Annotated in this window: 23 protein-coding genes; 10 read left to right on the top strand and 13 right to left on the bottom strand. The window is 67.2% G+C overall.

Annotated elements, in window-relative coordinates:
- The first annotated feature begins 21 nt into the window (after positions 1-21).
- Complete coding sequence (locus APZ15_RS34005) at positions 22-747, top strand: TetR/AcrR family transcriptional regulator (RefSeq protein WP_226129247.1); 726 nt, start codon at positions 22-24, stop codon at positions 745-747.
- 132 nt (positions 748-879) lie between these two features.
- On the top strand, positions 880-1,563 hold the full coding sequence (locus tag APZ15_RS34000) for a type 1 glutamine amidotransferase domain-containing protein (protein ID WP_027792074.1): 684 nt from the start codon (positions 880-882) through the stop codon (positions 1,561-1,563).
- A gap of 20 nt (positions 1,564-1,583) precedes the next feature.
- Here the strand turns inward: APZ15_RS34000 and APZ15_RS33995 are convergent, their stop codons facing one another.
- From APZ15_RS33995 to APZ15_RS33980, 4 genes are all read right to left on the bottom strand, one after another.
- Complete coding sequence (locus tag APZ15_RS33995; RefSeq protein WP_027792075.1) at positions 1,584-2,057, bottom strand: MerR family transcriptional regulator; 474 nt, start codon at positions 2,055-2,057, stop codon at positions 1,584-1,586.
- Between the two features lie 125 nt (positions 2,058-2,182).
- Positions 2,183-3,427: a saccharopine dehydrogenase family protein gene (locus tag APZ15_RS33990; protein WP_027792076.1), complete on the bottom strand. Its 1,245-nt coding sequence runs from the start codon at positions 3,425-3,427 to the stop codon at positions 2,183-2,185.
- A gap of 57 nt (positions 3,428-3,484) precedes the next feature.
- The gene (locus APZ15_RS33985; protein WP_027792077.1) at positions 3,485-4,402 is read right to left on the bottom strand and encodes an acetoacetate decarboxylase family protein; all 918 of its coding nucleotides are present in this window, start codon (positions 4,400-4,402) and stop codon (positions 3,485-3,487) included.
- 176 nt (positions 4,403-4,578) lie between these two features.
- Positions 4,579-5,028 carry a MerR family transcriptional regulator gene (locus APZ15_RS33980; RefSeq protein WP_027792078.1) on the bottom strand — a complete coding sequence of 150 codons (450 nt, stop codon included), beginning with the start codon at positions 5,026-5,028 and terminating at the stop codon, positions 4,579-4,581.
- Between the two features lie 168 nt (positions 5,029-5,196).
- On the opposite strand from APZ15_RS33980, the gene APZ15_RS33975 reads away from it, so the two are divergent.
- Complete coding sequence (locus tag APZ15_RS33975; protein ID WP_027792079.1) at positions 5,197-6,027, top strand: alpha/beta fold hydrolase; 831 nt, start codon at positions 5,197-5,199, stop codon at positions 6,025-6,027.
- 24 nt (positions 6,028-6,051) lie between these two features.
- Here the strand turns inward: APZ15_RS33975 and APZ15_RS33970 are convergent, their stop codons facing one another.
- The 3 genes from APZ15_RS33970 to APZ15_RS33960 form a co-directional block, all read right to left on the bottom strand.
- Positions 6,052-6,414: a glutathione S-transferase family protein gene (locus APZ15_RS33970; RefSeq protein ID WP_226212373.1), complete on the bottom strand. Its 363-nt coding sequence runs from the start codon at positions 6,412-6,414 to the stop codon at positions 6,052-6,054.
- 27 nt (positions 6,415-6,441) lie between these two features.
- A complete protein-coding gene (locus tag APZ15_RS33965) occupies positions 6,442-7,086 on the bottom strand; it encodes an HD domain-containing protein (protein WP_027792081.1) in 645 nt (214 codons plus the stop codon).
- A gap of 200 nt (positions 7,087-7,286) precedes the next feature.
- Positions 7,287-8,525 (bottom strand): SfnB family sulfur acquisition oxidoreductase, encoded by a 1,239-nt coding sequence (locus APZ15_RS33960; RefSeq protein ID WP_034196241.1) that lies wholly within the window; start codon positions 8,523-8,525, stop codon positions 7,287-7,289.
- A gap of 293 nt (positions 8,526-8,818) precedes the next feature.
- On the opposite strand from APZ15_RS33960, the gene APZ15_RS33955 reads away from it, so the two are divergent.
- Both APZ15_RS33955 and APZ15_RS33950 read left to right on the top strand, forming a co-directional pair.
- Positions 8,819-10,078, top strand: coding sequence for an acyl-CoA dehydrogenase family protein (locus APZ15_RS33955; RefSeq protein WP_027792083.1), 1,260 nt, complete (start codon positions 8,819-8,821; stop codon positions 10,076-10,078).
- Positions 10,075-11,478 carry an LLM class flavin-dependent oxidoreductase gene (locus tag APZ15_RS33950; protein ID WP_027792084.1) on the top strand — a complete coding sequence of 468 codons (1,404 nt, stop codon included), beginning with the start codon at positions 10,075-10,077 and terminating at the stop codon, positions 11,476-11,478. The genes APZ15_RS33955 and APZ15_RS33950 overlap by 4 nt, the downstream gene beginning before the upstream one ends.
- Before the next feature lie 264 nt (positions 11,479-11,742).
- On the opposite strand, the gene APZ15_RS33945 is transcribed toward APZ15_RS33950, so the two are convergent.
- On the bottom strand, positions 11,743-13,170 hold the full coding sequence (locus APZ15_RS33945; protein WP_027792085.1) for an MFS transporter: 1,428 nt from the start codon (positions 13,168-13,170) through the stop codon (positions 11,743-11,745).
- A 354-nt stretch (positions 13,171-13,524) separates the two neighbouring features.
- On the opposite strand from APZ15_RS33945, the gene APZ15_RS33940 reads away from it, so the two are divergent.
- Genes APZ15_RS33940 through APZ15_RS33930 form a run of 3 tightly spaced genes read left to right on the top strand, consistent with a single transcriptional unit; the run spans position 13,525 to position 16,216 of the window.
- Complete coding sequence (locus APZ15_RS33940; protein ID WP_027792086.1) at positions 13,525-14,517, top strand: aliphatic sulfonate ABC transporter substrate-binding protein; 993 nt, start codon at positions 13,525-13,527, stop codon at positions 14,515-14,517.
- A gap of 11 nt (positions 14,518-14,528) precedes the next feature.
- Positions 14,529-15,383: an ABC transporter permease gene (locus APZ15_RS33935; RefSeq protein ID WP_027792087.1), complete on the top strand. Its 855-nt coding sequence runs from the start codon at positions 14,529-14,531 to the stop codon at positions 15,381-15,383.
- Positions 15,380-16,216 carry an ABC transporter ATP-binding protein gene (locus APZ15_RS33930; protein ID WP_027792088.1) on the top strand — a complete coding sequence of 279 codons (837 nt, stop codon included), beginning with the start codon at positions 15,380-15,382 and terminating at the stop codon, positions 16,214-16,216. Before APZ15_RS33935 ends, APZ15_RS33930 begins: the two co-directional genes overlap by 4 nt.
- A 234-nt stretch (positions 16,217-16,450) precedes the next feature.
- Here APZ15_RS33930 and APZ15_RS33925 read toward each other — a convergent pair whose 3' ends face one another.
- The 4 genes from APZ15_RS33925 to APZ15_RS33910 all read right to left on the bottom strand — a co-directional run bounded on the left by APZ15_RS33925 (position 16,451) and on the right by APZ15_RS33910 (position 20,435).
- Positions 16,451-16,981, bottom strand: a complete 531-nt coding sequence (locus APZ15_RS33925; RefSeq protein ID WP_021160217.1) for an OsmC family protein — start codon at positions 16,979-16,981, stop codon at positions 16,451-16,453.
- Positions 16,982-17,464: 483 nt separating this feature from the next.
- Positions 17,465-19,030, bottom strand: coding sequence for a methyl-accepting chemotaxis protein (locus tag APZ15_RS33920; RefSeq protein ID WP_027792089.1), 1,566 nt, complete (start codon positions 19,028-19,030; stop codon positions 17,465-17,467).
- Positions 19,031-19,331: 301 nt separating this feature from the next.
- Positions 19,332-19,802 (bottom strand): VOC family protein, encoded by a 471-nt coding sequence (locus APZ15_RS33915; protein WP_226153238.1) that lies wholly within the window; start codon positions 19,800-19,802, stop codon positions 19,332-19,334.
- A gap of 90 nt (positions 19,803-19,892) precedes the next feature.
- Positions 19,893-20,435, bottom strand: coding sequence for a P-loop nucleotide/nucleoside kinase family protein (locus APZ15_RS33910; RefSeq protein WP_027792091.1), 543 nt, complete (start codon positions 20,433-20,435; stop codon positions 19,893-19,895).
- A gap of 238 nt (positions 20,436-20,673) precedes the next feature.
- On the opposite strand from APZ15_RS33910, the gene APZ15_RS33905 reads away from it, so the two are divergent.
- Positions 20,674-21,651 carry a PDZ domain-containing protein gene (locus tag APZ15_RS33905; RefSeq protein ID WP_080981887.1) on the top strand — a complete coding sequence of 326 codons (978 nt, stop codon included), beginning with the start codon at positions 20,674-20,676 and terminating at the stop codon, positions 21,649-21,651.
- A gap of 51 nt (positions 21,652-21,702) precedes the next feature.
- Here APZ15_RS33905 and APZ15_RS33900 read toward each other — a convergent pair whose 3' ends face one another.
- A complete protein-coding gene (locus APZ15_RS33900; RefSeq protein WP_027792093.1) occupies positions 21,703-22,404 on the bottom strand; it encodes a TetR/AcrR family transcriptional regulator in 702 nt (233 codons plus the stop codon).
- Positions 22,405-22,456: 52 nt separating this feature from the next.
- On the opposite strand from APZ15_RS33900, the gene shc reads away from it, so the two are divergent.
- On the top strand, positions 22,457-24,493 hold the full coding sequence (shc, locus tag APZ15_RS33895; protein ID WP_027792094.1) for a squalene--hopene cyclase: 2,037 nt from the start codon (positions 22,457-22,459) through the stop codon (positions 24,491-24,493).
- The last annotated feature ends 12 nt before the right edge of the window (positions 24,494-24,505 follow it).

The raw sequence follows: 24,505 nt of genomic DNA, 5'->3' as shown, positions 1-24,505 counted from the left end.
ATGTAGACACTGTCAACTTGCATGCGGCGGATCATAGGCCCACAATGTGTCCCCTGTCAACATAGGAGCAACACGATGTCGTCGGATGAGGATGCGGACGCCGGGCAAAAGGCCTATCACCACGGGGATCTGCGTCGCGCGATCATCGAAACGGCGCTCGACACGCTGCAGGAGCAGCAGGGCTGGCAGTTCACGCTGCGTGAAATCGCGCGGCGCGCGAACGTCAGCCACTCCGCGCCGTACCGGCATTTCCCGGACAAGGCCGCGTTGCTGCACGAGCTCGCACTGATCGGCTTCGACCGCCTGCGCGACGAGCTCGCCGCGTCCATCGATCCCGCGGCGAGCGCACCGGACGTGCTGCTGGCGCTCGCGTATGCCCATCTCGCATTCGGGCAGCGCAACCCGGATCTCTATCGACTGATGTTTGCCGCGGATGCCGGGGAGCCCTCGGACATCCATCTCGATCCGCGCGTGCAGGCGCCTTTCCTGCTGGTCGTCGACATCCTGGAACACGGCCAGCGCGCCGGCACGATCCGCCCGCGCCCGGCGCTCGGCCAGGCAACTGCCTGCTGGGCGCATCTGCACGGCCTGACGATGCTGGCGATCGACAGGCGGCTGGTGCGCGAGAAGGTCGGCGATCACGCGATCGAAGATGCGCTGACAACCTTGCTGGACGGACTCATACTGCCCGCCAGCCCTGCGCGGGAAGCAAAGACAAAAACAAAAGCGAAAGCGAAAGGGTCTTGACCTTCAACTTTGCTTAAAGGTTATGGTTTGCCTCGGCAGCGTATCGAGGCCATGGGTATGTGTACTGCCATCCGACAATCCGGCGGCACGTAGAAGACGTCCGCCCGTGGCCGATGAAAAGGAATCCGCATCATGAGCAAGCGCATCCTTCACGTCGTCAGCAACGTCGCGCACTACGCCGACCCGTCGCAACCGACCGGCCTGTGGCTGTCCGAACTGACTCATGCCCACCACATCTTCGCGGCGAAAGGCTATGAGCAGAGGCTCGTGAGCCCCAAGGGCGGCGTGTCGCCGCTGGAGCCACGCTCGCTCAAATGGCCGCACGCCGACGCCGCCTCGAAAGCGTGGCGCGCCGACAAGGCCAACGCGGCCCTGCTTGCCAATACCGCGCGCCCCGACGAGATCGATCCGGCCGATTTCGACGCGATCTACTTCACCGGCGGCCATGCCGTGATGTGGGACTACCCGGACGACGCGGGGCTGCAGCGGCTCACGCGCGAGATCTACGAGCGCGGCGGCGTCGTGTCGTCGGTCTGTCACGGCTACTGCGGGCTGCTGAACACGACGCTGTCGGACGGCTCGCTGCTGGTTGCCGGACGCCGGATCACCGGCTACTCGTGGGTGGAGGAAATCCTCGCCGGTGTCGCGAAGAAGGTGCCGTACAACGTCGAGGAGCAGATGCAGCAGCGTGGCGCGCGCTACGAGAAGGCGCTGCTGCCGTTCACGTCGAACGTCGTCGTCGACGGCCGTCTGGTGACCGGCCAGAATCCGCAATCGGCGAAGGCGACCGCCGAGCAGGTCGTCGCGCTGCTGTGAGGTGATGCGCCGGCGCCCCGCTACGCGCGGGTCGGCCGGCGCAACACCGGTTCGTCGCGATCGGCGGCGGCCTCGCCGCCATCCGCTGCATTCCCCGGCGGGACCCGCGACAGCAATCGTTTCGCATGGGTCGCACAATCGACCGACGCCGGTTTCGCCGCGATTTCGGCGATCAGCGACAAGACCTGCCCCTTGCTGCGCGCCAGCCGCGCCTCCAGTGCCTCGATGTCCCGCACCTTGCGGTGCAGCGCCTCCAGCAACGAATCGCATGGCCACTGCGCGAGGCCGGCCGGAATCAGCGTGCGAATCTCGTCGAGGCTGAAATCCGCCTTCTGCGCCGCCGTGATCAGATCGAGCACCGTCACCGCTTCCTGCGGATAGGAGCGGTAGCCGTTCGCTTCGCGCGCGACGAGCGTCAACAGACCGATGCGCTCGTAGAAGCGGATGCACGAAGGAGTAAGGCCGGTGCGTTCCGCCAGTTCCCCGATCTTCATGTTCCGATACTCCTTCGCCGGATCGCATCCGGCCATCCGTCCCGTCGTGACTGCAGGTTGTCTCCTGAAATTGATTCGCTATCCGATCTTTATCGGCTTCCTGTCGCAGGGCCGACGGCGCGCACTCACATCACGTCGAAACGCAGCCCCGCGTGGCGAACCAGGCGCTCGATGTAGCGCTCGTCGAACATCGTCGCGGGCGTCCAGAAGCCGCCGCCGCGGCCGGTCTTGACACCGTCTCCGCCGTAATCCAGCGCGAGACCGATCGCGGCCTGGCCGAGCATCTTGCCGGTGGAGCCATAGCCCGGATCGCGGTCGCCGGTGACTTTCACGCGCAAGGTCCGCCCGTCGTCGGCACGACCGAAGAAACGCAAATCGTAACGGCCGGCCAGCTGGGCGGCCGCGCTCGGCCCCTCGCCGGGCTTCGGCAGCAGAAAACGCTCCATCAGGCTGCGCACCGGCTTGATGAGGACACCGACCATGAACGCGCCGAGGCCGGCCACCATCGTCAGCGCCGTCAGGCGGCCCTTCAGGCCCGTGCCCGTCATCACCGCTTCGTCATACGTGAAGCGGCTGCCGTACGCGTTGCCGGCCAGCGCATTGGAACGATGCACGACACGCTCGTTGATCGCCGCCATCACGAATGGCGCGATCCACGCGTCGAAGTCGCGATCGAACGCCGCGGATCGCACCGCATGCTGGCGTACCGTGAAGCCGTGCCCCTTCGGGCACAGCGAATAAGGATCGAGCAGTTCCCTGCGCAACGCGGGATCGGCGGCCGCTTCGCGGACGACGTTGATCACGCTCGCCACCGTGCCGCCCGACGCGCCGCCCTTCAGCGTCCTGACGCGCATCTTCACCTGCGCGGCCGGCACGCCCCACCGCTGCCGCGCCTGCTGCTGCAGGAAGAACACGCCCATGTCCGACGGCACCGAATCGAAGCCGCAGCAATGGACGATGCGCGCGCCGGATTGCCGCGCCGCCGGCTCGTACCTGTCGATCATCCGTTTGATCCACTGTGTTTCGCCGGTGAGGTCGCAGTAGTCGGTGCCGGTTTCCGCGCAGACCCTGACCAGCGGCTCCCCGTAAAGCGCATAGGGGCCGACGGTGGACACGACCACGCGCGTCTGCGCGCAGAGCGCTCGAAGCTGCGCTTCGTCGGCCGCATCGGCAACGATGATCGGCACCGACTGCCCGGCCGCACCCAGCGTATCCCTGACCTGCCCGAGCTTCGCTTCGGAGCGGCCGGCGATGGCCCAGCGCAGCGTCTCGCCGGAGCCCGACAGGTACTCGGACAGGTAGCGGGCCAGGATCTGCCCGACGAAACTGGTGGCGCCAAATACGACGAGATCGTGGGTCGGCCGGGTCATGGGCGGTTCCTCATGGGGGATTCCTTCGGCGCGGGGGTACCGCGAACGGACGTGGCGTCAGCGTTGCTTTCCGGGTTCATCGAAGGCCTTCAACGGGGTCGGCAGGTTCAGGACCAGTTGCGCGTCCTTCACCACGTCGAGACGCAGGATGGTGGACGCGCCCAGCCCGTCGAGCAGCTGGCTCAACGGGCCGCCGTGCCGCACGAGCTCGACGTTGCGCGGCAACAGGCGCTGGGCGAACGATAGCGCATTCGTCTGCACCGATGTCTGGTGCCATTCGCCGTCGATGCGATTGATCATCGTCGTCGAGCCCATGTGCGACTGCGATGCGACGTGGGTCAGTACCGGCAGCGGCACGCTCAGGCTCAGGTCCGGCCGGCCGCCCGGGCCGGCGATGCGTGCGCGGGCGGTGGCGCCGAGGTCCACGTCGATGTCGGCAAGCCACTTGGGCAACTGATAACCGTGCACGCCGCGCACTCGCGCGATTTCCGTGGTGACCGGCAGCGCCAGCACGTGCGCGAAGAAGCTCCGGCGCCGCATCGAATCGATCAGCTCGCGCGCGTGCGACCCTGTCGCGCCGGGCCGGCGGATAACCACCGCGACGGACACTTCGTCATACGGATCGTTGTCGCACACCGAATACGAGAAGAAGGTCAGCGCGACCAACCCGTACCCGGGCAGCGCACGCAGCGGTTCGAGCGGCACCGGCAGCGTGGTCCGCAGGCGTTCGAGCGGCGCAAGGAACAGCAGCTGGATGCTGCTGGAACGGTAGTAGAAATTCGGTGCCCAGGTCGGGCCGACCCGCGAAGCGACCTGACGCTTCGGAATCCGACGGAAAAAATCGATGTTCCCCGCGGCGGGATCTCGCGCCACCTCGTCGAGGTCGGGATTCATCCGGAACCGGTCGTAGTACCCGCCTTCGGGCACGTCGACCGTGTGCGGCCCGAATTCGACCTGTGTAAACCGCCTGTCCATGTTCGTCGCCTCTCGTCGATGATCGACCGTGGCAGGCAACACCCGAAGCCCGCTGACTCACCGCCGTCAGCAAGCACTCTAGGATTGAAGTCAACTTTAAGGTCAAGGAGCGGAATAGAGGGGCGCGTCGGATCGCGTCGGGACGGCCGGCCGGTGCGCCCGGCGGGAGCGCCGAATCATTTGGCGGCCGTGCGCCGGCCCTTGCCGCGTATCGGCACCACTGCCGGTTTGCGCAACCGGTCCATCACCCACCGCGTACGCTCCGAGCAGTTCAGTTCGGTCGGCCGGTTCCGGATGCTGTCGATCGCGACGAGCAGTTGCGCCTTGTTCTCCTTGAGACGCTTCTGCATCGCCTCGATCTCGACGACTTTCCGTTCGAGCGCCGCCACCAGCCCGTCATGCTGCCAGTTGCCGGCTTTCACCGGCAGCAGATGGCGGATCTGCTCCAGCGAGAACCCGGCGCGCTGCGCGCCGGCGATGATCTCGAGCATCCACACCGCGTCTTCGCCGTAGTCGCGATAACCGTTCGTGCCGCGCTCGACCGCGGTGAGCAGCCCTTCAGCCTCGTAGAAACGGATCCGCGATGCCGTCAGGCCACTGAGCTTCGCGAGCTCTCCAATTCTCATACCTGCCTCGCAACCGTGTTGACATTAAACCTAACTTTAAACCTACAGTGAGCGCATCGCCAGGCCGGCCGGACGGCCGAAGCCGCGTCGGACACAGCACCGGCCTGGCGATCATCGCGAACGGCAAGACCGTCACGCATCGATATCGCCTACCGAACAGGAGCAGACATGGGATACGTCACAACGAAGGATGGCGTCGACATCTTCTACAAGGACTGGGGGCCGCGCGACGCCCAGGTGATCTTTTTTCATCATGGCTGGCCGCTCAGCGCCGACGACTGGGATGCGCAGATGCTCTTCTTCCTGGCCCAGGGTTATCGCGTGATCGCGCACGACCGTCGCGGCCACGGGCGCTCCAGCCAGGTCTGGGACGGCCATGACATGGATCACTACGCGGACGACGTCGCCGCGGTCGTGAACCACCTCGGCGTGCAAGGCGCCGTTCATGTCGGCCATTCGACCGGCGGCGGCGAAGTCATCCACTACGTCGCGCGTCACGGCGAAGACCGCGTCGCCAAGGCCGTGCTGATCAGCGCGGTTCCGCCGATGATGGTCAAGACGGACAGCAATCCGGGCGGCCTGCCGAAAGCCGTGTTCGACAACCTCCAGGCGCAGCTCGCGGCGAACCGCGCGCAGTTCTACTACGACGTCCCGGCCGGCCCGTTCTACGGCTACAACCGCGACGGCGCCAAACCGTCGCAAGGCGTCATCTGGAACTGGTGGCGGCAGGGCGTGATGGGCAGCGCGAAGGCCCACTACGACGGCATCGTCGCGTTCTCGCAGACCGACTTCACCGAAGACCTGAAATGCACCACGATTCCCGTTCTCGTGATGCATGGCGACGACGACCAGATCGTCCCGTATGCCGATTCCGGTCTCCTGTCGGCGAAGCTGGCGAGGAACAGCACGCTGAAGACCTACCAGGGCTTCCCGCACGGCATGCCCACGTCCAACGCCGACACGATCAACGCCGACCTGCTCGCGTTCATCCGCGGCTGAACACGGCAAGCGCCGACGCGGCCTTCAGCGGCAATCGTCGCCGAAGGCCGTCTTCCTGCGTCCGTCCGCTCCCGAAGGCAGCGAGTCGACCTCGTGAAGAAAATCGGGAACCGCTTCTCCGATCGAGGCGAGATACCCGGCCATCGCGCCGGCGACCTTGCGCACGGCGGGACGTGCGGTTATCCGCTCGCGCCACGCGAGCAGGCGCGGCGTTTCATCCGTCATCGGTGCGCCCTTGCGCGCACCGAACAACTGCGCCATGTAGAACGCGATATCGGCGTACGAATACGCGCCGGCCACAGCGCGGGATCGCCGTCCATCAGCACCGGCACCTGCCGCTTCGGGTTGATGCGCACGACATCCGGATGCCAGCCTGAACTCCGTCAACGCAATGCTGCACCGAATGCGGCCGGATCAGATTTCGTCCGCAAATTCGTCGAGAAAGCGCTGCAACCGGTCGCGACGAACGATCGCCATCCGGGTACCGGTGACGGTCTGGAAACCGGTTGAAAGCCTCAGCAGTTTCGTGCGGAAGTGATCGATCGCGAAACGCGTGTCGTCGAGTTCCCGTTCCGATGCGTGCGGATCGGCCGGGTCGTACAGCGCGCTGCCCATCCGGCCCGCGACATAAAAGCACCGCGCGACGCCTACCATCCCGATCGCATCGAGCCGGTCGGCGTCCTGCAACACCTTTGCTTCGCGCGTCGTCGGCGCGACACCGGCCGAGAAACTGTGCGCCTCGACCGCATGAGCAACGGCGTCGACCTTCGCGTCAGGCCAATCCAGCGACTTCAGCACCTGCCGGGCCTTTTGCGCCGACAGCCGCGATGCCTGCGCGCGAAGCGGGGAATCTTTCTCCACCGCCACGCAGTCGTGCAGCAATGTCGCGGCGAACAGCACCTCGGCATCGCCGCCCTCCTTCGCGTGGATCGCGGCCGCGTTCTTCCACACGCGTTGCAGATGCGAAGTGTCGTGGGAACCGTCGCCGTCGGCGCCGCTCCAGTGAGCCAGCAGGGCCTTGGCCAGATCCTGAAAGGGTGCGAACGCAGGGAGGGTCATGAGGGGCGGCGGTCGAGGTCGGGATGCCGATTATCGCCGCAAGTGCCGCACGGCACACGATCGGCAGCCCGATCCGCCGTTGATCCCGGCGCCTGCGCGTCGAACGCAGTGCCGGGTTCGCCACACGATCGTGTGGATGCATCAGACCGCGGCGGCTCACTCGGTCATCGCCGAGCGAAACAGCCACGATCGAAACGGATTCAATTCCACGCATGGCGCGCCGGGCGCACGCCGTTCAGATAGTAGTTGCCGACGAGGTGATATTTCCAGCGCACCGGATCGTGCAGCGTATGCGTGCGTGCATTGCGCCAGTGCCGGTCGAGGTTGTGCTCGGAAAGCGTCGCCTGCGTGCCGGCCAGCTCGAACAGCTTCTCGCCCGCGAGCAGCGCGATCTCCGTCGTCAGCACCTTCGCCTCGCCCACCGCTACCGACGCGCGCGCAACGTCGTCCTCGGTCACGTCGCCGCGCGCCGCGATCTCGTCGAGCGTGCGCGCCGCGCGCTCGAGCAACGCCTCCGCCGCATGCAGCTGAATGTGCAGATGGCCGATCTCGCGGATCGTCAACGGATCGTCCGCCGCGCGCTCGACGCCGCTGTCGACCCACGGCCGCGTGCGTGTGCGCACGAACGCCAGCGTATCGTCGAGCGCGGCCCTGGCGATACCCGCGTCGATCGCGGCCTGGATGATCTGCGAGAGCGGGCCGTTCAGCGTCGGCAGGTCCGACACGCGTTGCGCCGGCAGCACGTGCGACGCTGGTACGCGCACATTGTCGAGCACGACCGTGCCGCTCGCGGTGGTCCGCTGCCCGAATCCCGACCAGTCGTCGATCACGGTCAGCCCCGGCGCCGGCTGGCGGATGTAGGCGAGCCACGCGCGGCGCTCGTCGTCGAGGCCGAGCACCGGCACGTAATGCGCGAACAGCGCTCCGGTCGAATAGAACTTGGTGCCGTCGACGACGTAATCGTCGCCGTCCCGGCGCACGCGCGTCTTCAGGTCGAGCACGTGCTTCGTGCCCTTCTCCGAAAAACCGTTGCCGAACCGCTTGCCGCTCAGCACTTCCGAGAAGAAGAGACGCTTCTGCGCGTCGGTGCCGGTCAGCGCGATCACGTCGACCAGCCCGAAATGATTCTGCGGCAACTGCCCGAGCGACGGATCGGCCGCCGCGACGATCTTCACCACCTCCGTCAGCGTCACATGCGAGACGCCCGCACCGCCATAAGCCTTCGGCACCGTGATGGCCCACAGCCCCGACTGCGAGAACCATTCGATCTCGTCGCGCGGTAACCGGCGCTCCCGGTCGCGCTCGGCCGCGCCTTGCGCGAGCCGTTGCGCAAGCGCATGCGCGGCCGCGATGGCCTGTGCGTCGTCGGCGATCACGCTGGCCGCCTGCGGTTGCGTATCGGCCGGTCGTTCCTGGATCGTGGCGCTCGTCTCTGACATCGGGCTCTCCTGCTGGTTGACGGAAACGTTCAATCTAGCAGCGCCCCGAGCGCCGGCAAACCGAGCGATTCGCACAACGATATTCCTTCGAATGACAAACGATGCGGCACGCCGCGTGCAAAAAGCCGCGCATCAGCAGCGATATCGACACCCCGGCATCGATGCCACGGCGCGTCGCCCGCGTAATGCCCGGCAGCGATAAGGATGTACGAATCCGTTATTGGATCGTCCGCATCGTGCTTCCTATACTGGCCTGCCGGCATCGACGGCCCCCGCCTTTCAAGGACCACCGCATGACTTCATCTCCCGCCGCAACCGAACTTTCCACCGGCACCGACTATGACGCGCTTGCCAGCCGCTTCAGGCCGATCTTCGAACGCATCGCGGCCGACACCGCGGAACGCGAACGCCGCCGCGAACTGCCGCACGAGGCGATCGGCTGGCTGAAGGCCGCCGGCTTCGGCGCCGTCCGGCTGCCGGTGCGCGACGGCGGCGCCGGCGCATCGCTGCCGCAGCTGTTCCGGCTGCTGACCGAGCTCGCTGCCGCCGATTCCAACCTGCCGCAGGCATTGCGCGGGCACTTCGCGTTCGTCGAGGACTGGCTGAACGCGCCGCCCGGCGCCGACCGCCAGACGTGGTTCGACCGCTTCGCGAGCGGCCAGCTCGTCGGCAATGCATGGACCGAGACCGGCGACGTGTCGCTCGGCCAGACCATCACGAAGGTGTCGGAAAAGAACGGCCGGCTCGTGCTGAACGGCCGGAAGTTCTACAGCACCGGCAGCCTGTTTGCCGACTGGATCGACGTGTTCGCGCAACGCGCGAGCGACGGCAGCGACGTGATCGTCGCCGTCGCGACCGCGCAGCCCGGCGTGATCCGCGAAGACGACTGGGACGGCTTCGGCCAGACGACGACCGGCAGCGGCACCACGCGCTTCGAGGACGCGACGGTCGACGCACGGGACGTGATCGACTTCGCGCGACGCTTCAAGTACCAGACCGCGTTCTACCAGCTCTTCCACGTCGCGACGCTGGCCGGCATCGGCCACGCGATCGTGCGCGACGCCGGCGAGCTGGTGCGCCATCGCACCCGCGTGTACAGCCACGGCAACGCACCGCGTGCCAGCGACGACGCGCAGCTGCAGCAGGTGGTCGGCGAGATCGCGTCGTGGGCCTACGCGGCCGACGCGCTCGCGCAGCGCGCCGCGCAGCCGCTGCAACGGGCCTACGAAGCGCACTTCGGCGGCGACGCGGCGGCCGAGCACGATGCGAACGTCGCGGCCGAGATCGAATCCGCGCAGAGTCAGATCGTCGTGTCGGAACTCGTATTGCGTGCGGCGACGCACCTGTTCGACGCGCTCGGTGCGTCCGCCACCCGCAGCACGACGGCGCTCGACCGCCACTGGCGCAACGCGCGCACCGTGTCGTCGCACAATCCGCTCGTCTACAAGGCGCGGATCGTCGGCGACTGGGTCATCAACGGGCGCACGCCGCCGTTCGTCTGGCAGGTCGGCAACGGCGCGGGCACGCAAGCAGAAACCGGAGCCGCCCAATGAGCAAGACCGGCAAGACCATCCGCTTCAACGCGTTCGAGATGAACTGCGTCGGCCACCAGTCGCCCGGGCTGTGGGCCCATCCGCGCGACCGGTCGTGGCAGTACAAGGATCTCGACTACTGGACCGACCTCGCCCGCGTGCTCGAGCGCGGCATCTTCGACGCGATCTTCATCGCGGACGTGATCGGCTACTACGACGTCTACAAGGGCAGCAACTACCATGCGCTGCACCAGGCCGCGCAGATCCCGGTCAACGATCCGCTGCAGCTCGCCGCGCCGATCGCGATGGCGACCGAGCATCTCGGCATCGGCATCACCGCGTCGACGACGTTCGAACACCCGTACACGTTCGCGCGCCGGCTGTCGACCGCCGATCATCACACGAAGGGCCGGCTCGCGTGGAACATCGTCACGTCCTACCTAGAAAGCGGCGCGAAGAACATCGGTGACCACGGCCTGCGCACGCACGACGATCGTTATGCGGTCGCGGCCGAATACGTCGAGGTGCTGTACAAGCTGTTCGAAGGGAGCTGGGAAGACGGCGCGGTAGTGCGCGACCGCGACGGCCGCGTGTTCACGCATCCGGAGAAGGTGCACGAGATCGGCCACAAGGGCCGGTTCTTCGACGTGCCCGGCTACCACCTGTGCGAACCGTCGCCGCAACGCACGCCGGTGCTGTTCCAGGCCGGCGCGTCCGGCCCCGGCAAGGCGTTCGCCGCGCAGCACGCCGAATGCGTGTTCGTCGCCGCGCCGACCCGCGCGCAGCTCGCGCGCTACGTGGCCGACGTGCGCGCGCAGGCCACCGCCGCGGGGCGCGATGCGAGCAAGGTATTGATCTACAACCTCGTCACCGTGATCGTTGACGAAACCGACGAGAAGGCGCAGGCCAAGTTCGACGAGTATCGCAAGTACGTGTCGTATGACGGCTCGCTGGTGTTCATGTCGGGCTGGACCGGCATCGACTTCGGCCAGTACGCGCCGAACGATCCCGTCCGGCGCGTCGAGACGAATGCGATCGTATCGGCGGTCGAACATCTGTCGGGCGGCGACACCGCATGGACGATCGAGGAACTGGCGGCCTGGGGCGGCATCGGCGGCCTGGGCCCGGTGTTCGTCGGCTCGGCGGCGACCGTCGCGAACATCCTGCAGGAATGGGTCGCCGCGACAGACGTGGACGGCTTCAACCTCGCGTATGCGGTCGCGCACGAAACCTTCGAGGACGTCGTGCGTCATCTCGTCCCCGAACTGCAGCGGCGCGGCGTGTATCCGACCGGCTATGCGCCGGGCACGCTGCGCGAGAAACTGTTCGGCGGGTCGGCGCGGCTGCCGGACGAACATCCGGCCGCGCAGTTCCGCGACATCGAGCAGGTCAAGCGCGATGCCGAGCGGGTAGCGGCCTGAGCGGACGGCATCGCGACGGCCGGTCGGCCCGTGTGCGGGCCGGCCGGCTTCACGACAGGCAGCAACCGGCACGTCGGGCCGCTCGCCCGACACCTCGCCCGATCGCTGCTCTCCTCCTCACTCGAAGAAGCACGGTGCAGCCCCGCTGCGCGTTCTGCCTGCGCACTCGCGCATCGAGATGCAATGCAGATATCGCGGTAACGACTACGCGCGCACTGAAGAAAGCGCGCGCGTTATCCAGCCGACGAGCGATCCCGACCGCCTTCACTCTGCGCCGTCGTCGTCGATGTCCCGCGCCGTCGGCTCATAACGCACGATCAGCAGGAACACGATCGGCGTCGCGGCGCTGATCGCGACGACCCAGAACATGTCCGTGCCGAGACGCGCCTGCAGGATCGGCAGCACGAACAGCGCCAGCGCCTGGCCGATGCCGCACAGCGACCGCCCGAAGCCGACGCCGGTGCCGCGGATCGACGCCGGATACGACAGCGTCGGGTAGATCATCATCTGCGCGCCGGGCCCGAACCCTTCGGCGAACAGCCAGGTGCCGAGCATCAGCAGCACGAAGCCGATCGCGAGTGCGCCATGCGGATGCCCGGCCAGCGCGAGCGCCACGAGCGCGACGAACTGGAGCGCGAAACCGGCGATCGCGACATGGCGCGACGCATGGCGATGGGCCAGGCGCATGCCCAGCAAACCGCCGGTGAACGCAAACAGCACGTTCAGCGCCAGCGACGCCGCGATCGTTTCGAACACGCCCGCACCCAGAAACTGCGACAGGATCGACGGCAGGAAGAATGCGATCGCCGTGTATTCGAACGGGATGCACAGGTTCATCACGCTGGCGACGATCGTGCGCCCCAGGTACGGGCGCTGGAACAGCACGCGAATGCGCACGGGCGGCTGGCTCGGCGCGCGTCGCGCGTCCTCCGCCTCGTGTGCGTGAATCCCGTACGACTCGCGCAGGATCCTCGCGGCATTGGCCAGGTCGCCCTGGTTCGCGGCCCACAGCGGCGATTCGTTCATGAAGCGGTTCCTGAACAGGATGATGACGAGGGCCGGCACCGCGCCGAAGATCAGCGATGCGCGCCAAAGCCATCCCGCGTGCTCGGCCGGCAGCAGGAAATACAGCCCGAAGATCAGCAGGAAGCACGCCGACGACGCCACGTACCACATCGGGCACCACGCGGCGAGCCGCGACGCCTTGTTGCCGCGACCGTTGAACTTCGAGAATTCCGCGAGAAACGCCATCGCGACGGGCAGGTCGATGCCGACACCGAGCCCCATCACGAAGCGCGCGGCGATCAGCACCCATACATTGGGCGCAAGACCGGCCGCGATCGCCGCGACCACGAAAAACAGCATGTCGGCCATGAACACCTGATAACGGCCGATCCTGTCGGTCAGCCATCCGCCGATCAGGCTGCCGAAGATCGTCCCGATCATGATCGCCGACCCGACCAGCCCGGTCAGCGCGGGTGTCAGGCCGAACTCGCGCGCCACGTCGTCGATCCCGTAGGACAGCGTCGTCAGGTCGTATGCATCGAGAAAGACGCCGCCGAGCGCCAGCAGCACGATCATCCGGGCGTGGCTGACGGAGCTGTCCACCGTGTTGATCAGGCGCGCGACGTCGCTTGCCGAGCGAATGGGGGAGGAAGCCGGGGAGACGGCATTCAGGTCGATCGAACTCATCGCACTCCTTTGTTTTTCGCCGACGGGCCGGCGATGTCCGCATGAAGCCGGAAGTCGTGCGTGTTCAATCGCGGCCGGCAACGACCCTTCGCAACTGCACGCCTCTCGACACGCGACACGCGACGCCGTCGAGCTCCGGCAGCAGGCATTCTGTTCTCCCGATCCGGTTCTCCCAAGCGATATAAACCGATAAATTAATCGACCCGCGTCATAAAGTTGCCCGCCGCCCGCGCTTAGCAGCAACGCGCATGTTCAATCGCGGATTTCTTCGTTACCGAAACCCCGCGGCTTCGCTACATTAGCCGGTCACCCTGCCCGTCCCCGGCTCGTTGCCGTTCTTCCGGAGAATCCCCGATGAAGCTGTCCTGGTCCCGCGTATGGCAATCCGCGGCCCTCGTCGTTGCCGCGTTCGCCGGCCTCGTCTCGGTGCACGCACGCGCGGCGACGCCCGCGGAAATCCGCGTCGACTACGCGTACTACTCGCCGGAGAGCCTGGTGATCCGCCACTTCGGCTGGCTCGAGGACGAATTCAAGGCCGACCGCACGTCGATTCGCTGGGTGCTGAGCCTGGGCAGCAATCGCGCACTCGAATACCTGAACAGCGGTGCGGTCGACTTCGGTTCCGCCGCGGGTCTCGCGTCGGTGCTCGCACGCGCGAACGGCAACCCGATCCATACCGTCTACGTGTTCTCGCGCCCCGAGTGGACCGCGCTCGTGGTCCGCAAGGACTCGCCGATCCGCTCGCTCGCGGACCTGAAGGGCAAGAAAATCGCCGCGACGCGCGGCACCGATCCGTTCCTGTTCACGCTGCGCGCACTGCATACGGTCGGCCTGACCCGCGACGACGTCGAGATCGTCAACCTGCAGCATCCCGACGGGCGCACCGCGCTCGCGAACGGCCAGGTCGATGCGTGGGCCGGCCTCGATCCGCACATGGCCGCGGCGCAGCTCGACGACGGCGCCCGCCTGCTCTACCGCAATGTCGCGTTCAACACCTACGGTTTCCTGAACGTCCGCGATGCGTTCGCCAGCCAGTACCCGCAAGCGGTCACGCGCGTACTGAAGGTCTACGATCGCGCGCGCCAGTGGATCGTCGCGCATCCGGTCGACACCGCGCAGATCGTCGCCGACGAATCGAAGGTGTCGCTGCCGGTGGCGAAACTGCAGCTTCAGCGCAACGACTTCAGCGACCCCGTACCCGGCGAAACGCAGCGCGCGGCACTGAAGGCGGCCGCGCCGGTGCTGACGGCCGAGCAGTTGACCAAGCCCGGCGTCGATCCCGCGAAGATCGTCGATACGCTGATCGATCCGGCGTTCGCGCGCCCGCTCGTCGCCGCTTCGCACTGAGCCTGCCGCCCATGACGAACAGCGCCGCCCGCGACGACACGCTCGCGCCTCGCCGCCCCGCGTCGCCCCGCGCCGGCCGGCGCGATCCGCTTCGCCGATGGCGGCTCGCGGGCCTCGCGCTGCCGTTCGCGGTGCTCGCGTTGCTGGAGGTCGTCGTGCGCCAGGGCTGGCTGCCGGACCATCTCGTTCCGGCGCCGAGCGAGATTCTCGCCACGCTCGCCGGCATGGGCATCACGCGCGTGGCGCGCCACGTCGGCGCGAGTACGCTGCGGGTCGCGGTCGGTTTCGCGGCCGGCGCCGTACTCGCGCTCGCCGTCGGCGCGGCGATGGGCCTGAGCCGACGGATCGACGCGCTGCTCGAACCGACGTTCCAGGCGCTGCGCGCGATTCCGTCGCTCGCGTGGGTGCCGGTGCTGTTGCTGTGGCTCGGCATCGATGAAGCACCGAAGATCACGCTGATCGCCATCGGCGCATTCTTCCCCGTCCACCTCGCGGTGGTCGCCGGCATTCGCGACGTCGACCGCAAGCTCGTCGAGCTTGGCGCCGTGTACCGGCTCGGCCCGCTCGCGCTGTTCCGGCGAATCCTGCTGCCGGCCGCGCTGCCGCAGATCGTCACCGGCCTGCGTACCGGCCTCAGCCTCGCGTGGATGTTCATGGTCGCCGCGGAGCTGATCGCAGCCACGCGCGGCCTCGGCTTCCTGCTGAGCGACGGCCGCGAGACCGGGCGGCCCGATCTCGTGTTCGGTGCGATCCTGCTGCTGGCGTTGCTCGGCAAGCTGACCGACGGCGCGATGGCGCGCATCGAGTCGCACTGGCTCGGCTGGCGCGACGCATTCGATCACGCGAAACGCAAGGCGTCGACATGAGCACGCGCGCTTCCGCACATACGGCAGCGGACGCGGCAACACCGCTGCTCGACCTGCGCATCACCCGCAAGCTTTACGGCGGCCGCACGATCCTCGCCGACGTCCCGCTGCAGGTCACGCGCGGCGAGATCGTCTGCGTGGTCGGCCCGAGCGGATGCGGCAAGAGCACGCTGCTGCGGATCGTCGCCGGTCTCGACACGGATTTCCGCGGCAGCGTGAAGCTGGGAGGTGTCGCGCTCGACGGCCCCTCCCCGCGCGTCGGCGTGATCTTCCAGGAGCCGCGACTGCTGCCGTGGTTATCGATCGCGGACAACGTCGGCTTTGCGGCCGGCCCGCGAGGCGGGCGAGCGCCGGCCGTCGCCCGGCTGCTCGACGAAGTCGGCCTTGCCGGCGTCGCCCGGCAACTGCCGGCCACGTTGTCGGGCGGGATGGCCCAGCGCGCCGCGATCGCGCGCGGGCTGTTCGGCGAACCGGACCTGCTGCTGCTCGACGAACCGTTCAGCGCGGTCGACGCGATGACCCGGATGCGGTTGCAGACGCTGCTGCTCGATGTCGTCGCGCGGCACCGGACGGCCGCGATCGTCGTCACGCACGATCTCGACGAAGCGCTGTACCTGGGCGATCGCGTGCTGATGCTCGCGCCCGACCCGGGCCGCATCGACGACGAGATCCATGTCGAAGCCGCACGACCGCGCGACCGCCGCGACCCGTCGCTGGCCGTGCTGCGCGCGCGGCTGCTGGACGCGTTCCAGCATCTTCAGGATCGTGCCGGCGGGGCAAAGCGTTTGACGCACGACAACCCGGGTGGGGAATCCGGCATTCGCGCGGGCTGATTTCGGGCTGATTCCGGGCTGATTCATCACCGATTCGTCGCCGGCATCTCCCGACCCCGATCCGGCACACGTTCAACGCCTGGGCGACGCATCCGGAGTGTCACGCGCGTGCGGCGAGAGTCGCTGTCGTATCGGCGCCCCAACAGGGTGCGCGGGAGATCGAGCGTGCCCGCTCACGTCGCGGCCCCATGCAATGCCGCGACGCGCCGGTGCACCGACGCACATCAACCGTGCTCAACCGTGCGTATGCCGCAATTCGCCGTCGATCGTCTGCGGCAGCGTCAACAGGTTGAAGATCGGGCACACGGCCTCGACCGCCTGATGCAGTGCACGAATCGTCTCCGGCGGTTCGGGCGACACGATATCGAGCGTGTAGCGGAGGTTGTGCGGAAACACCGGCACATGCTCGAAGCCCGGCTGCTGCGCGAGCGGATGCTGGTCGCCGGTCACCTCGACCTCGATCGAGTCGATCTTCAGGCCGCGCTCCGCGGCCTGGATCAGCGTGATGTGCGTCAGGCAACTGCCCAGCACGCCGAGCTGCAGCTCCGGCGACGCCGGCCCGAGGTTGTAGCCCGCAAAATCGGGCGGACTGTCGCTGATCACCTGGAAATCGCGAATGCGGATCTCGCGCACGCCGCTGCGGCCCAGTGCACGCACGGTCGCTTTCAACGGCGTCGCCTTGAATTCCGGATCGTTGCGCGCGGCATCCTTTTTCGCGAGCCAGGCGTCGCGCTTCTGTTCGAGATAGTCGTTCAGTGTGGTCATGGTCGGGCCGGTACGGTCGCAATCATCGGCCTCGCATGCGGCGGCCGGTTGAGGGAAGTCGTCATGCTATTCCGATCCGCTTCGGCTACTAAACGATCTTTCCAGCAAAGCAATTCGCGCCGCGCGATGTCACATTGCAACCTCCGCGTTCAGGAACGCGTCGGCAGTTATGCACCGCCCTCCGACTTATCCACAATTTCCGTGCATAACCCTGTGGAGAACCTGGCGGCAATCGCGCTGCCGCCCTTGCCGACAGGCGTCGCCGCGCCGCCGTCGCCGCATCGCGGGCACTGAACGAGAACAGCGGCGCATCGGGTTCGATGCTCGCCCGGATCCGGTTCCTCACCGTGCCGGCGCATCGGTTGCGTCAATATCGGCAGTCAGGATGTCCGCACCAGAAGTGTGCTGCTTCGACGACGTCCGCACCGTGTCGTGCCGCGAGCGCGGCCCGACGATCCGGTACCCGCCGCCCGCCTCGAGGCATCACGCGAGCGCGTCGTCACGCAGACGGAACTGCGCGACCGCCGCGCTCAGCCGCGCGCCTTGTTCGTCGAGCGACAGCGCCGCGGCCGCGGCCTCCTCGACCAGCGCGGCATTGCGCTGCATCGCCTGCTCCATCTGGATGACCGCGGCGTTCACCTGCTCGATGCCCGACGATTGCTCTTCGAACGCGTGGCTGGTGTCGCTCATGATCGTATTGACGCGCTCGACCGCGGCGACGAGCTCGGCCATCGCCGAGCCGGCGAGTGCAACGAGACCGCTGCCGTCCTCGACGCGCTGCGCGGAATGGCCGATCAGCTCGCGGATTTCCTTCGCCGCCGACGCGCAGCGCTGCGCGAGCCCGCGCACCTCGGTCGCGACGACCGCGAAGCCGCGCCCTTGCTCGCCCGCGCGCGCGGCTTCGACGGCAGCGTTCAATGCGAGGATGTTGGTCTGGAACGCGATGCTCTCGATCACGCCGACGATCCCGGAGATCTTCGCGGAACTGTGCGAAATCGCCGACATCGTCTCGACGACGCGCCGCATCGCGTCGCCGCCGCGCGACGCAATGCCCGCCGCGCCCTCGACATAGGTGCGGGCATCGCGCGCGTTGTCCGCGTTCTGGCGCACGGCCGCCGTCAGCTGCTCGACGCTCGCCGCCGCCTGCTGCAGCGACACGGCCTGCTGCTCGGTACGCGCCGACAAGTCGACGTTGCCGCTCGCGATCGTGCGGACGTCGCCGACGATCGTCTCCGTACTCGTGCGCACCTGGTTCACGGTGTCGACGAGGCCGTCCTGCATCCGCTTCAGCGCATGCAGCAGATACGCCATCTCGTTCTCGCCGGGCACGACGACCGTGCCGGTCAGGTCGCCCTTCGAGATCTTTTCGAACTGGCCGACCGCGAGCCTGATCGGCTCGATGATCGCCTTCGCGAGCACGCGCTGCGCCACGAAGCCGATGACGAGCGCGAGCACCGCGACCGCGACCATCCCCCACACGATCCGGTGGAACAGGACACCGGCCGCCTCGTAGCGCGCCTTTTCACGCGCAACCTGGAACGATTCGAGCGCATCGATCGCCTCCTGGTACGCGGTGAACAGGGCGGGCGGCGCGGTGCGTTGCGTGTCGAGGAAGCCGAACGCGTCGTCGCCGTCGAGTTGCGCGAGCGCCTTCAGGAACACGCCGTCGAGCAGGGCACGACGGCGATTCTGCAGCGTGTCGAACAGCGCCTGTTCGTCGGCGCTGCGCGCGTGCAGGCGCGCGTAGGCATCCAGTTCGTCGTTGCTCTGCTTGAGGAGCGCGTGGACTTTCGCGACCTCTTCCTTCGCCGACCGGCCGGCGCTGATGACCTGCGCGACGTCGCTCATCCGTTCGCGCAGCACGAGCATGCGCTCGGAGCTGGTCTTCAGGTGCAACAGCGACGCGGTGTCGTCGCGGTACATCGCCTCGAGCGAACCGTTGCCCATATAGAGGGCCGCGATGCATGCGCCGACCACCAGCACGAGCAGCACGGTATAACCCGCGATGGTCGCGACGAGACCACCACGGATAGTGAGTTGTTTTCGCATGACGTTCCCTTGCGCCGGCCGGGCGCGGCCAGCGGCGGATGTGGATTCCGGATCACGAAAGACGCGCGCCGTGTCGCAACACGCGGCGCATGGGCTGCGAACGGGTTAACGGCGGGTGGAGCGGGGAGGTTTTATCCGCACGCGACGCGAATCTTGACGATTGCGACAAAAGAAGCAGAAAGGTGCGCTCGACTCGTGCGCCAAGCAGTACCAACGATTGCGTGGGTCACTTTCCGCGAGCGTCGGGCGGAACACGAGGAACGCGAGGCACGCGAATCGCTCGACGCGTCCCGACAGGTATCTAACCGCCGCCGGCCAGCCGTGAACGGATCTCGTCAACCGAGAGATCGCGCAGATGCGTGGCGATCTGCCATGTATTTCCCCAGCGGTCTTTCACCATTGCCCGCCTGTCGCCATACGGCATGTCGGCCGGCGCTTCGAGCGGAATCGCGTGTGCCGCGAGCGCCCGCCGATAGGTCAGGTCGGCATCCTCGACATAGACGTACAGAAACGCGGGCATCGGATCGCGCAGGCCGTCCTCGCCGCTGACCATCACGACGGAATCGCCGATCCGGATTTCCGCGGGCAACCCGGGTCGAAACGCGCCCTGGGCGTGAAATACCGATCGCATGAATTCGATCAGGTGTTCCGGATCCGGCACCACGATGCGGGGCGTGACGGTATGCCATCCGTCGGGCTGGAATCGGGCCATGTCGGGCAGCCTCCGAAAAGATTTCCGCGGGTATTCTCCTCCGGCTCCGGCGCGCTGCAAAGGGCACGCCGCCGCCGGCCGGAACGCCCTTGGTTCAATCGACGACGAGCAGTTTCGCGCCGGTCCGGGTGGACGATCGACGGGCCTCCTTTACGAACCCGGCCTGACGACGCCGGCTTCGTCATAAGCGACGATGTTCAACCCTTCCGACGCCGTCGGCGCGACGAAGTACCGCGTCATCCTGTCGAACTCGGCGTCCGACGCCTGGAACGGATGGTCGCCTCGCGCGTTGCGCGCGCGCAGCCGCGCCTTGCAGACCGCATCGGTGACGTCGAGGTAATGCAGCCGATGACCGCAGCCGGCGGCCTGCGAAACGGCGAGCCCCCATGCGCGCGCAGCGACGGTATTGAACGGCACATCCAGCACCACCGACACGCCGGCCTGCAGCACCGCGCGAGCCTGATCCGCAATCACGTTGCCGACGCGCCGTGCACACCGGACGTAGTCGTCGATCGACAGGATCTCGCCCGGATAAAGATGCGCGAGCCACGCGTCTTCGCTGATCGCAACGACCGGCCCGGCGCTCGCGAGCCGCGCGACGAGCGTCGATTTTCCGGAAGCGATCTTGCCGCATACCATGTGGAGCAACACGGCATCGTCCGATGCCGTCGCGTGAAGTGACTTCGTCTGCATTTCCAGGTTCTCCGTTGAATGCCCGGAAAGCAAAAACCCGCCTTCCAGGCGGGTTGTGACGATATCCATTCAGTCGATCGCTACCCCGCCGGCAATATCGCGGCGCGAATAATCGAACGGATTGGCGAATGGGTCATGCGCGTCAGAATAACCAGCGGCCCGATTGCGGGCAAGCGAATCGGAAACGGCATACTTCAACCCGCAGGCTTAAAGCTGATACCCTTGCCGGAAAACAGATATGGAGTTCCGTGGCGGCCCGCGCCACCTCCATTCAGAAAACAGAAAACCAAAGAGAGGGCATTCCGAAATGAAACGTGGTTTTGTATTTGCCGGCCTGCTGGCAATGTCGTTGTTCGCCGCGCAGGCGGCACGGGCGCAGGAAAAGGCCGCGCCGCCTGTTTATACGTGGCTGTCCGAGCGTTTCCCGGATTACACCCGCTACGATTCCCCGGTATTGACCATCAGCGATTCGGGTTTATCGGCCGACCAGGGCATCGTCGACGCGCAACTGACGCTGGTCCAGTCTCCGCAAGGCGTCGATTCCGTACTGGGGCTGGCCGTCGCCTTCCATACGAAGCAGAAGTGGAATTTCAATACCGTGCGCGACTACGGGAAATTCGGCACCCGCTACCGGCAGCCGGACCTCCCCGTCGTGATTCCGACGCTGAACGGCGGTGGCTACAACGACACCGGATACTGGAACACGGCAGCCGATGGCGGCAAGACCTGGCCCGTCAACGGCGGCGTTTTCATCCTGCTGGACCGCCTCAACCTGAAGACCTACGAGATCAGCGGGACCGACCTCGTGCTCAGCCTCTCGGACTACGACGCAACCGACAAGGTCTTCAGGATCCGGATTCCGGCCGCGTACCTGTCGCGCTTTCTCGCCAGCATTCCGAACGACCGCCGTCTGGTGCCGGAAGAGCTGAGGGGCCGCCCGATGGGCTTCGGCGTGCATTTCGTCGACCTCGACGAGCGGGTACAGTCGGGCATGAAGCTCCCCGGCGGCGCGCTGCAGATCCTCGGTGTGCTGCCCGGCACCGTCGCCGATCGCGCCGGCCTGAAGAACTACGATGTGCTGATCCGGTTCGGCGATCGCCCGCTCAAGACGATGGCCGATCTGGCCGACGCCGTGCATGCGACCGCCAAGGGCACCGTGGTGCCGCTGACCGTCTGGCGCGATGCCAGGGCGGTCACGCTGCAGGCGCAGTTCTGAGCGCGCCGCCGGGCCGGCGCGCGAACGCGGCCTGACGCCGCGGCGCACGCGTCACGCGGCCCCGTCGCGCCCCTTCGGAAACGCGCCATGGCTCATCGCGTCGAGTTGCCGCTCGATCTCCGCGCGCAATTCGGCGGAGATCTCGACGCTGTCCAGCAACTGCGAAATCCATAGCCCGTCGGCGGCGAGCCGGCAGATCATCAGCGTCGCGGCCTGCTCGAGCGGCACCGGGTCGGGGCGCGTCCATTCCCGCATCGGCACCGACCATCGTTCGCGCGTGTCCTGGTCGGTAATCATCGACGCGACGAGCACGCGCAGCACATCGGTACTCGCGACCGGCTGCGACTCGTCGAGCACCGCGTGCATGTAGGCCCGCGCCGCCGCACCGGCGCCGCCGGCATCCGCCGCCACCCGCTCGGCCATCTGCGCGGCGAACCGCCCGGTCGCCTGACCGAACAGCGCATCCAGCAGCCCCTGCTTGTTCGCGAAGTGATACTGCAACGCGCCCTTCGTCACGCCGGCGCGCTCGGCCACCGCATCGAGCGTCAATGCGGCCACGCCGTGATGTGTCGCGATTTCCGATGCGGCCGCCAGCAGCTGCGCGCGCACCTGGTCCGGTGCTTTTTTCCGACGCACGCCGGCGGTGGCGACGGCCGGCGCCGACGATGCTTCAGGCGCCCGCGCACCGGCCACGGCAGCCGGTTCGACAGGCTCGGCCACATCGTGCGGCGCGGGTTCGAGGTGCTTTTTCATGGTGCGGATGTTAGCACCGGGCGTCTCGATATAAACATTCCGGCTGGATGGTATGATCCGCCGCATGACTCGATCCACCCCCTCCCCCTGGTCCGCGCTCGACACCGCCATCGCCCGTGGACGCGACGCCCTCGTGCGTCTCCAGCAGCCCGACGGCAGCTGGTGTTTCGAACTCGAATCCGACGCGACGATCACCGCGGAATACATCCTGATGATGCATTTCATGGACAAGATCGACGACCTCCGCCAGGAGCGGATGGCGCGCTACCTGCGCGCGAACCAGCGGCTCGACACGCACGGCGGCTGGGCACTGTACGTCGACGGCGATCCGGACGTGTCGTGCAGCGTGAAGGCGTACTTCGCGCTGAAGGCGGCCGGCGACAGCGAGCACGCGCCGCACATGGTCCGCGCGCGCGACGCGATCCTGAAGCTCGGCGGCGCGGCACGCTCGAACGTGTTCACGCGCATCCTGCTCGCGACGTTCGGCCAGGTGCCGTGGCGCGCGGCGCCGTTCATGCCGATCGAATTCGTGCTGTTCCCGAAGTGGGTGCCGATCTCGATGTACAAGGTCGCGTACTGGGCGCGCACGACGATGGTGCCGCTGCTCGTGCTGTGCTCGCTGAAGGCGCGCGCCCGCAATCCGCGCAACGTCTCGATCCGCGAGCTGTTCGTCACGCCGCCGGATGAGGAACGCCGGTACTTCCCGCCGGCGCGCGGCATGCGCAAGCTGTTCCTCGCGCTCGATCGCACGGTGCGTCATGTCGAGCCGCTGATGCCGAAGGGCCTGCGGCAGCGCGCGATCCGCCACGCCGAAGCGTGGTGCGCGGAGCGCATGAACGGCGAGGACGGGCTCGGCGGGATCTTCCCGCCGATCGTGTACAGCTACCAGATGATGCAGGTGCTCGGTTACCCGGACGATCATCCGCTGCGGCGCGATTGTGAGAACGCGCTGGAAAAGCTGCTGGTCACGCGGCCGGACGGCAGCATGTATTGCCAGCCGTGCCTGTCGCCGGTGTGGGATACCGCGTGGAGCACGATGGCGCTCGAGCAGGCGCGCGGCGTGGCGGTGCCGGAAGACGGCGAGCCGGACGACGCGCGGCGCGCACTCGACGCACGCATCGCGCGCGCGTACGACTGGCTGGCCGAACGCCAGGTGAACGACCTGCGCGGCGACTGGATCGAGAACGCGCCGGCCGACGTCCAGCCGGGCGGATGGGCGTTCCAGTACGCGAACCCGTACTACCCCGACATCGACGACACCGCGGTCGTCACCGCGATGCTCGATCGCCGTGGCCGCACGCATCGCAACGCGGACGGCACGAACCCGTATGCGCCGCGCGTCGCGCGCGCGCTCGACTGGATGCGCGGGCTGCAATCGCGCAACGGCGGTTTCGCGGCGTTCGACGCCGACTGCGACCGCATGTACCTGAACGCGATCCCGTTCGCCGATCACGGCGCCCTGCTCGATCCGCCGACCGAGGACGTGTCGGGCCGCGTGCTGCTGTGCTTCGGCGTGACGAAACGCGCGGACGAACGCGCGTCGCTCGCGCGCTGCATCGAATACGTGAAGCGCACGCAGCAGCCCGACGGCAGCTGGTGGGGCCGCTGGGGCACGAACTACATCTACGGTACGTGGAGCGTGCTGGCCGGCCTCGCGCTCGCCGGCGAGGACAAGTCGCAGCCGTATATCGCACGCGCGATCGAATGGCTGCGTTCAAGGCAGCATGCGGATGGCGGCTGGGGCGAGACGAACGACAGCTACATCGACCCGAAGCTGGGCGGCACCAATGGCGGCGAGAGCACGTCGAACTTCACCGCGTGGGCGCTGCTCGCGCAGATGGCGTTCGGCGACTGCGAATCCGATTCGGTGAAGCGCGGCATCGCGTATCTGCAGTCGGTGCAGCAGGAAGACGGTTTCTGGTGGCATCGTTCGCACAACGCACCCGGCTTCCCGCGCATCTTCTACCTGAAGTATCACGGCTATACCGCGTACTTCCCGCTGTGGGCGCTCGCGCGTTACCGGCGGCTGGCGGGCGCGGCGGCGGCTGCGCCCGCGGCAGTCGATGCGGCCGACACAGCCGTCGCCTGAACGATCGCGCGC

The sequence above is a fragment of the Burkholderia cepacia ATCC 25416 genome (assembly GCF_001411495.1).
Lineage (GTDB): Bacteria > Pseudomonadota > Gammaproteobacteria > Burkholderiales > Burkholderiaceae > Burkholderia > Burkholderia cepacia.
The sequence above is the reverse complement of the archived record's forward strand: the minus strand, read 5'-3'. Positions and strand labels throughout refer to the sequence as shown.

What these genes read in the sequence shown, in the direction of transcription:
- APZ15_RS34005 (WP_226129247.1), top strand. Translation starts at nt 22, where the DNA reads ATGCGGCGGATCATAGGCCCACAATGTGTCCCCTGTCAACATAGGAGC.
- APZ15_RS34000 (WP_027792074.1), top strand. Translation starts at nt 880, where the DNA reads ATGAGCAAGCGCATCCTTCACGTCGTCAGCAACGTCGCGCACTACGCC.
- APZ15_RS33995 (WP_027792075.1), bottom strand. Translation starts at nt 2,057, where the DNA reads ATGAAGATCGGGGAACTGGCGGAACGCACCGGCCTTACTCCTTCGTGC.
- APZ15_RS33990 (WP_027792076.1), bottom strand. Translation starts at nt 3,427, where the DNA reads ATGACCCGGCCGACCCACGATCTCGTCGTATTTGGCGCCACCAGTTTC.
- APZ15_RS33985 (WP_027792077.1), bottom strand. Translation starts at nt 4,402, where the DNA reads ATGGACAGGCGGTTTACACAGGTCGAATTCGGGCCGCACACGGTCGAC.
- APZ15_RS33980 (WP_027792078.1), bottom strand. Translation starts at nt 5,028, where the DNA reads ATGAGAATTGGAGAGCTCGCGAAGCTCAGTGGCCTGACGGCATCGCGG.
- APZ15_RS33975 (WP_027792079.1), top strand. Translation starts at nt 5,197, where the DNA reads ATGGGATACGTCACAACGAAGGATGGCGTCGACATCTTCTACAAGGAC.
- APZ15_RS33965 (WP_027792081.1), bottom strand. Translation starts at nt 7,086, where the DNA reads ATGACCCTCCCTGCGTTCGCACCCTTTCAGGATCTGGCCAAGGCCCTG.
- APZ15_RS33960 (WP_034196241.1), bottom strand. Translation starts at nt 8,525, where the DNA reads ATGTCAGAGACGAGCGCCACGATCCAGGAACGACCGGCCGATACGCAA.
- APZ15_RS33955 (WP_027792083.1), top strand. Translation starts at nt 8,819, where the DNA reads ATGACTTCATCTCCCGCCGCAACCGAACTTTCCACCGGCACCGACTAT.
- APZ15_RS33950 (WP_027792084.1), top strand. Translation starts at nt 10,075, where the DNA reads ATGAGCAAGACCGGCAAGACCATCCGCTTCAACGCGTTCGAGATGAAC.
- APZ15_RS33945 (WP_027792085.1), bottom strand. Translation starts at nt 13,170, where the DNA reads ATGAGTTCGATCGACCTGAATGCCGTCTCCCCGGCTTCCTCCCCCATT.
- APZ15_RS33940 (WP_027792086.1), top strand. Translation starts at nt 13,525, where the DNA reads ATGAAGCTGTCCTGGTCCCGCGTATGGCAATCCGCGGCCCTCGTCGTT.
- APZ15_RS33935 (WP_027792087.1), top strand. Translation starts at nt 14,529, where the DNA reads ATGACGAACAGCGCCGCCCGCGACGACACGCTCGCGCCTCGCCGCCCC.
- APZ15_RS33930 (WP_027792088.1), top strand. Translation starts at nt 15,380, where the DNA reads ATGAGCACGCGCGCTTCCGCACATACGGCAGCGGACGCGGCAACACCG.
- APZ15_RS33925 (WP_021160217.1), bottom strand. Translation starts at nt 16,981, where the DNA reads ATGACCACACTGAACGACTATCTCGAACAGAAGCGCGACGCCTGGCTC.
- APZ15_RS33920 (WP_027792089.1), bottom strand. Translation starts at nt 19,030, where the DNA reads ATGCGAAAACAACTCACTATCCGTGGTGGTCTCGTCGCGACCATCGCG.
- APZ15_RS33910 (WP_027792091.1), bottom strand. Translation starts at nt 20,435, where the DNA reads ATGCAGACGAAGTCACTTCACGCGACGGCATCGGACGATGCCGTGTTG.
- APZ15_RS33905 (WP_080981887.1), top strand. Translation starts at nt 20,674, where the DNA reads ATGGAGTTCCGTGGCGGCCCGCGCCACCTCCATTCAGAAAACAGAAAA.
- APZ15_RS33900 (WP_027792093.1), bottom strand. Translation starts at nt 22,404, where the DNA reads ATGAAAAAGCACCTCGAACCCGCGCCGCACGATGTGGCCGAGCCTGTC.
- shc (WP_027792094.1), top strand. Translation starts at nt 22,457, where the DNA reads ATGATCCGCCGCATGACTCGATCCACCCCCTCCCCCTGGTCCGCGCTC.